At 42.4% G+C, this 6,624-nt stretch carries 7 protein-coding genes; 3 read left to right on the forward strand and 4 right to left on the reverse strand.

Going from position 1 to position 6,624, the window contains the following annotated elements; all coding sequences use genetic code 11:
• Nucleotides 1–458 precede the first annotated feature (458 nt).
• From CDG79_RS38095 to CDG79_RS38105, 3 genes are all read left to right on the forward strand, one after another.
• The gene (locus CDG79_RS38095; RefSeq protein WP_094346703.1) at nucleotides 459–2,051 is read left to right on the forward strand and encodes a photosystem II high light acclimation radical SAM protein; all 1,593 of its coding nucleotides are present in this window, start codon (nucleotides 459–461) and stop codon (nucleotides 2,049–2,051) included.
• Between the two features lie 260 nt (nucleotides 2,052–2,311).
• Nucleotides 2,312–3,697 carry a DICT sensory domain-containing protein gene (locus CDG79_RS38100; RefSeq protein WP_094346704.1) on the forward strand — a complete coding sequence of 462 codons (1,386 nt, stop codon included), beginning with the start codon at nucleotides 2,312–2,314 and terminating at the stop codon, nucleotides 3,695–3,697.
• Complete coding sequence (locus tag CDG79_RS38105) at nucleotides 3,694–4,332, forward strand: pentapeptide repeat-containing protein (protein ID WP_094346705.1); 639 nt, start codon at nucleotides 3,694–3,696, stop codon at nucleotides 4,330–4,332. Before CDG79_RS38100 ends, CDG79_RS38105 begins: the two co-directional genes overlap by 4 nt.
• A 60-nt stretch (nucleotides 4,333–4,392) precedes the next feature.
• Here CDG79_RS38105 and CDG79_RS38110 read toward each other — a convergent pair whose 3' ends face one another.
• The 4 genes from CDG79_RS38110 to CDG79_RS38125 all read right to left on the reverse strand — a co-directional run bounded on the left by CDG79_RS38110 (nucleotide 4,393) and on the right by CDG79_RS38125 (nucleotide 6,293).
• Nucleotides 4,393–4,797, reverse strand: coding sequence for a type II toxin-antitoxin system VapC family toxin (locus tag CDG79_RS38110; protein ID WP_094346706.1), 405 nt, complete (start codon nucleotides 4,795–4,797; stop codon nucleotides 4,393–4,395).
• A gap of 9 nt (nucleotides 4,798–4,806) precedes the next feature.
• Nucleotides 4,807–5,046 (reverse strand): antitoxin, encoded by a 240-nt coding sequence (locus tag CDG79_RS38115; RefSeq protein WP_094346707.1) that lies wholly within the window; start codon nucleotides 5,044–5,046, stop codon nucleotides 4,807–4,809.
• Nucleotides 5,047–5,173: 127 nt separating this feature from the next.
• On the reverse strand, nucleotides 5,174–5,401 hold the full coding sequence (gene vapB / locus CDG79_RS38120) for a type II toxin-antitoxin system VapB family antitoxin (RefSeq protein WP_094346708.1): 228 nt from the start codon (nucleotides 5,399–5,401) through the stop codon (nucleotides 5,174–5,176).
• 301 nt (nucleotides 5,402–5,702) lie between these two features.
• Nucleotides 5,703–6,293: a type IV pilin-like G/H family protein gene (locus tag CDG79_RS38125; RefSeq protein ID WP_094346709.1), complete on the reverse strand. Its 591-nt coding sequence runs from the start codon at nucleotides 6,291–6,293 to the stop codon at nucleotides 5,703–5,705.
• Nucleotides 6,294–6,624 lie beyond the last annotated feature (331 nt).

Raw genomic sequence — 6,624 nt, forward strand, 5'->3', positions numbered from 1 at the left:
ACTTCCAAAAAATAAAATATACAGTAGGGTGTGTTAGGCGAAAGCCGTAACGCACCGAGATATCTGGCGGTGCGTTACGCTGTCGCTAACGCACCCTACTGTATATTTTATTTTTTGGAAGTCCCTAAGACGACGATCCCCTTGCTTTTTGCCTAGTGAGGAAGTGAGTTTTGTTGTTTCATCTATCCCAAGATTAATAGGTTGGGATCATCGCTTAATGAATAAACTCAATGTTATGGTAAAGCTATATGAAAAATATCTTCATAAAGCCTATCTATAAATTCTATGTATGTTTTATGCATAGCAATTTTAGCGTTTTCTGCAATTGCTAACATTTGTTTTCTAAATACCAGCAATCAAATGAAATGTCAAGTGCGATTGTGATAATTAAAACCTAATAAAACAAGCACACACTTTAAAACTCGATATTTTTCTCGCTTTCTCCAAATATTGGCAAGATGGAAGTCAAAAAACAGATTATGGAAAATCGAATTCTTTACGTTCGCCTTCCTTGTAACCCCATCTTTCCTATTGGGGTTGTCTACCTGAGCGATCATGTCCATAAGCAGTTTCCTAATATTGAGCAGCGCATCTTTGATTTAGGAACAGTGCCACCCTTAGATTACAATTCTGCTCTGGATCGCTGTATCGATGAATTTAAACCGACACTGCTCGTATTTTCTTGGCGGGATATTCAAATTTATGCCCCAGTTGGTGGACGTGGTGGCAACCCACTACAAAACGCCTTTGAATTTTACTACGCTAAGAATCCTCTATTAAAACTACGTGGCGGATTCGGCGGTTTACGAATCTTCATCGCTTACTATGTAGAGCTATGGCAAAATCAGGGCTTAATCAAACGCGGTTTAAAACGTGCCCAAAAATATCATTCTGATGCGCGTGTAGTTGTAGGTGGTGGTGCAGTCAGCGTATTTTACGAACAATTGGGTAAAAGCTTACCACAAGGGGCAATTATTTCTGTGGGTGAAGGGGAAACCCTGCTGGAAAAGCTTTTAAGCGGTAGAGATTTTCGAGATGAGCGCTGTTATGTTGTAGGAGAAACCCAACCACGTCAACGGCTGATTCACGAACAACCCACCCCACTAGAAAAAACAGCTTGTAACTACGACTACATCGAAAGCATCTGGCCGGAATTTAACTTTTACCTGCAAGAAGAAGACTTTTATATAGGTGTACAAACTAAGCGTGGTTGTCCCCACAACTGCTGCTATTGCGTCTACACCGTCGTTGAAGGCAAACAAGTACGCATCAACCCAGCAGATGAAGTAGTTGCGGAGATGCGCCAATTATACGATCGCGGCATACGCAACTTTTGGTTTACCGATGCCCAATTCATCCCCGCCCGAAAATTTATTGATGATGCCGTAGAACTCTTGCAAAAAATCGTCGATTCTGGTATGACAGATATCCACTGGGCAGCATATATCAGAGCGGACAATTTGACACCCGAATTGTGTGAATTGATGGCGAAAACCGGGATGAACTATTTTGAAATCGGGATTACCAGTGGTTCTCAAGAACTCGTGCGGAAAATGCGGATGGGGTACAACCTGCGAACCGTCTTGCAAAACTGCCGTGACTTAAAAGCAGCTGGTTTCAACGACTTAGTTTCCGTCAACTACTCCTTTAACGTCATTGACGAACGTCCCGAAACCATCCGCCAAACCATCGCCTACCACCGCGAACTAGAACGGATTTTTGGTGCTGATAAAGTCGAACCTGCGATTTTCTTTATTGGACTACAACCCCATACCCATTTAGAAGAATATGCTTTTAAAGAAGGCATCCTCAAACCAGGATACGATCCAATGAGTTTGATGCCGTGGACAGCCAAAAAACTCCTCTGGAATCCTGAACCCCTTGGTTCATTCTTCGGCGAAGTCTGCTTGCAAGCTTGGCAACAAAACCCCAACGATTTCGGCCGCGAAGTCATGAAAATTTTAGAGGAAAAACTAGGTTGTGCCGACTTAGAAGCAGCACTTTCCGCACCAATAGAGACGAAAGAAAAACAACTAGCCGGTATATCCTAGAAAACACAATAATGCGGGGATATTCGGAATTCTGAATTTCTCCCCCTCTCCTCCTCTGCTGTGTACACAAGTCGGATTTACCCCCCTTAATCCCCCCGTTTATTGGGGGGAAACAGAAAATCTAATTCCCTCCCCTTTATAACGGGAGGGTTAGGGTGGGATAAAACCTTGGTTAGTCAGCTATTTTCAGACTTGTGTGTACACCGTAGCTCTCTCCCTCTGTGTCCTCAGTGCCTCTGCGGTTATTTTTACCAAATCCCATGTTAGAAGGTTCAATCCTACAAAAGCTAGAAACAGCCCATCGCCATACTACCAGGCCAATTCGATTCGGTGTTTACTATAAAAATACCCTAGTTGCCCTGTGCCACGCTCTAGAAGACCATATCTTAACCGATGACGGTACACCCCTAGTGATCACAGCCTTCCAACAGGGGAAATGGTATCTCCAAGAAGCTGAACGATATGCAGACATCGCCCAGCACAGCCGCCAAATTGCGATCGTGGCTGCCTCTGAATCCGGCTTTGCTGAACATCCCACCAGCCAGCTACCCAATGTAGACTTAGTGGCATTACCTCCAGTTGACCCAGTGGCGCAGGAGTGGCACTTAATTATCTTATCGCCTAATTACACAGCAATGGTAATTTGTCAAGAATTATCAGAAGCTGATTATGGCAGCAGTGGAGTACCGACATCAGACTTAGAGCGGAAATTCTACGGCTTGTGGACATTTGAGCCGGAGTTAGTCCAAGAGACAGCAGAAATAGCGATCGCTCACATCCAAAAATACAACCCAGAACTGGCGAAAAAACTCACAGCCGAGAAACAACAAATTGTACCGTCAATGGCCAGATCAGAAAATTTAGTTGCAGTTGTTTCCCGTGTAGTAGATTACCTCCAGACTGGGCAAGATAATTTATCTATCCCCACAGCACTTCAGAAACAAACCCTAGATCGCAACTTGGTTTCTAACGAAATCCAAGCCTTTTTGCGAATGGCGCAACTGATGGATATGGCAGATGTCAACAATCCAATGGCAGCTGCGGAAGTAGTAGTACTTGCGGAAGCGCTCGCCCAGCTATTGGATCTTCCCGCATGGCAAATTAAGAGATTGCGGCTAGCGGCTTTGTTACATCGCATAGATCCATTACAAAATGCCGAAAGTGTCCTGACTTCTGATCATATACCCGCACGCTACCTACATCCCCCCAGTTGTCCTTTAATACCAGGGGTGCAAGTATTGCGAACCATGCCACGACTGCGAGCCGTTGCCCAAATTATCACTCACCAAACCGAATGGTGGAATGGCGCAGGGGAACCAGTAGGTTTAGCTGGAGATCAAATTCCCCTAGAATCGAGAATTTTGGCATTATTGGCAGACTTTCAATGGCGAGTCAATCAGCGAAAATCGTCAAATCAAAGCCGGGAACAGATATTTACTCAAGCTTTAGATGAGTGCAAAGAGCAACAATCTAGCCACTTTGACCCTAAACTTGTAGATACCCTAGCTTTGTTAGTTATGGGTTTACAACAGGGACTCGACTTACCCTTGATGACACCCAAAGTCAGCGCCGGCATCTGGATACTTGATTCCCAATGGGATAGCCACAGCAAGATAAGTGAAGAGATTGGTAGTTACTTTACATGAATATTGAAGCCATTAGATTAGGAAAACTCAAACAACTTCCAGGGGCAAATTTAGAAGACGAGGAACTCTCCCGACTGGATTTAAGCCGGATTAATCTTGCTGGTGCTAACCTTGTTGGTACTAATTTTGCTGCTTCCAAACTCGAAGGTGGACATTTGGAGGGAGCGAATTTAATGGGGGCGAACCTCCAAGAAACTGACTTGCGGGCGAACCTCATGGGAGCAAACCTGATGCAAGCAGATTTAACCGGTGCTGACTTGCGGGGTAGCAATTTGCGTGGCGCTAATTTGATGGGAGCCAGACTCAGTGATGTGTCATTGGCGGGTGCTTTCGTGAGTGGTGCTAATTTGATGAATGTAAACTTGCAAGGCGTTGACTTGCGCGGTGCTGACTTGCGCGGTGCAAACCTAACTGGGGCAAATCTCAAAGGTGCAGATTTGAGTCGCGCCGATTTGCAAGGGGCTTTGTTGAGTGAAGCAAACCTGGAAGAAGCCGACTTGCGGGGGGCGAATTTGGCGGGGGCGAATTTAACGGGAGCGAATTTACTCTGTGCAGAGTTAGAAGGTGCAAATTTGAGGGGCGTTAATTTGGATAAAGCGTGTTTGGTGGGGACAGTTGTGGAGACGGCGTTTTGAATAGGAGTTAATTTATACAAACTGCAATGAATAATAATTAGAGTACCCCAATGTATGCCCTCAAAGTAGCCAATTTTCTACCCTTAGACCAGGTACGCGCTCAAATTCACGGACATTTGCTGTAACAAGCGTCAGGTTAAGGGCTAGAGCATGGGCCGCAATCAGTAAGTCATTAGGGCCGATGGGTCTTCCTGTTTGCTCTAGATGTGTACGAATTAATGCATAGTGCTGATCCACCGGAGGCGACAGCGACAAAATAGGTAACACTTCAAGGATGCTTTCTAGTTGCTGAAGAAGACGGAGAGAGCCACTTTTAGCTGCACCAAATCGCAGTTCGCACACTACAATAATGCTGGTACAAATGCAGTTTTCCTCTAAGGCTGTAAGCCTCTGAAACACTAAACCTTGAGGATGTCTTACCAAATCTGAAATGATGTTGGTGTCTAACAGGTATTGATAGGTCATTGGGCAGGATTAAAGCACAATATCATCGAGTGGCAGTAACCCTTCATCTATGTTAGGAAAGTTTTCTGTAATGTCTTCCAAAGTGGCAAGCAGTGAAAGTAGAGAACCGGAAAAAATGGGTTCGATGATTAATCGATTACCTTCTTTGCGTAACAAAACTTCTGTGCTGGATAGAGCAAATTCATCAGGAATCGTTAGGACTTGATGTTGCCCATCTCGTAAGAGGTAAACATGACATGAGTTTAGCATCAAGCAATCTCCTTAAAATTATAATTATTTCGCCGCAGTCTGTTGCTTTACAATATCATGTCAATTACTTAAGATTTTACTATCTGTTAGTGCTTGCAGAAAGCATTAGTATCCAATAGTAATCTATTCATTCCATATATTCTTTCATATCTTGAAGCGGCTCATCAAAGTCATTAGGCAATGGCAGAACAAACATTCCTTTCATCGTTCCAGCAACGCGACGCTTGTTTGTCTGCTTTTCTTCGGTAGAGTTTTTAGCGTGCTTCTCTATCAAAAACTCAATGTAATGAAGCACTTCTATCTGAAGAGACTCAGGGAGTTCTTCTAATTTTTCTAAAATGACTGGCTGTATCATTGTTTTTTCTCCTTGGCAATTTTTATGAAAAACATCACAGCTATATTTGTTTGAATGTCAAATACATTTTAATACGGTTTGGATAAGCACTTTAATATGATGTCCGCTTGATTACTTACTAAACCCCAAGAACCCCATCACTCCTTGCAGGGGATCATTATTCACACCAGTTAGCCATGATCCAGTGGTGTGGTGAAGGAATTATCTTAGTCAAAAATCTGGCGTAGGTGCGATGCCTACGGCAGGCTACGCCTACGCAAATAGTTCTAATATTCTTTGCGATCGCTGCTGTTTAATGGTGTTAGATTGCGTCATCATTTTTATTCTTAAATAATTCAGTTTCTAAATATACTTTTTTGGCTTCAGGAGGGCAATCTACTAAACCATTTGTATAGTATGGTCGATGATTTAAGGGTGCATATCCTGGCCCAGTACTTTTACATACGATACTTACCAATTTTATTTCTTTAGCATCAATAATAGGAACGACAAAAACACCACCAACATAAGAACTCAAATCTATACCCCAATTGCCACCACATGCTTCCTGTCTTGCATAAATATAAATACCGTTTACAGTTGATGTACCATTAATTTCAGGAATAGTTTTAGTGTAGTAACCATAACATTTTTCAGATTTGAAAAAAGATGAATTTGATTTTAATGGTTTATCAAGTGGTTTCAGGAAAGTTTTATGGGTTGAAAAGTAGTTTTTTTGAGTCTGAATCATAGATATAATATTATCTTCTGCAATTTTTTCATATTGTGGTTCATCTCCTGGTGAATATATCTCAGCACATCCAGCAATAAGCAAGTTCATTAAAATAATATTAGAAAATAAAAAATACTTAAAAAGGAGAAAGCCTTCGCGTAACTTTATCACTTGGCTCATGTTATTGATCTATTGTTATCCTTGATGATTTTAATTAAAAACACTCCTGTAATAGCTCCGTTGAGCATACCGAATAAGAATCCATAAGCAAGTAATCCTATAATAAAATAGACAGTAAAAAGAGTTTTAAATAATGTAATACTACCTATAAAACCACCCAAAGTCCAGCCAAGAGTGTTAGCTAATATCCAACTTGTTTGCAAGCAGGGTTAGCGCATCTCAAACTCTATTGACAGTTGGATTCTAGCAGAGAGTTAAGTTTGAGAAAGCCGCCGTCAAAACGGAAAGCATATACTGATCATTCATAGCGGCTCGCCGAGACTTTTGGCGA

This window comes from Nostoc sp. 'Peltigera membranacea cyanobiont' 232, from assembly GCF_002245985.1.
Taxonomy (GTDB): domain Bacteria; phylum Cyanobacteriota; class Cyanobacteriia; order Cyanobacteriales; family Nostocaceae; genus Nostoc.

Coding starts and splice junctions, on each gene's coding strand:
- CDG79_RS38095 (WP_094346703.1), top strand. CDS start 459: ATGGAAGTCAAAAAACAGATTATGGAAAATCGAATTCTTTACGTTCGC.
- CDG79_RS38100 (WP_094346704.1), top strand. CDS start 2,312: ATGTTAGAAGGTTCAATCCTACAAAAGCTAGAAACAGCCCATCGCCAT.
- CDG79_RS38105 (WP_094346705.1), top strand. CDS start 3,694: ATGAATATTGAAGCCATTAGATTAGGAAAACTCAAACAACTTCCAGGG.
- CDG79_RS38110 (WP_094346706.1), bottom strand. CDS start 4,797: ATGACCTATCAATACCTGTTAGACACCAACATCATTTCAGATTTGGTA.
- CDG79_RS38115 (WP_094346707.1), bottom strand. CDS start 5,046: ATGCTAAACTCATGTCATGTTTACCTCTTACGAGATGGGCAACATCAA.
- vapB (WP_094346708.1), bottom strand. CDS start 5,401: ATGATACAGCCAGTCATTTTAGAAAAATTAGAAGAACTCCCTGAGTCT.
- CDG79_RS38125 (WP_094346709.1), bottom strand. CDS start 6,293: ATGAGCCAAGTGATAAAGTTACGCGAAGGCTTTCTCCTTTTTAAGTAT.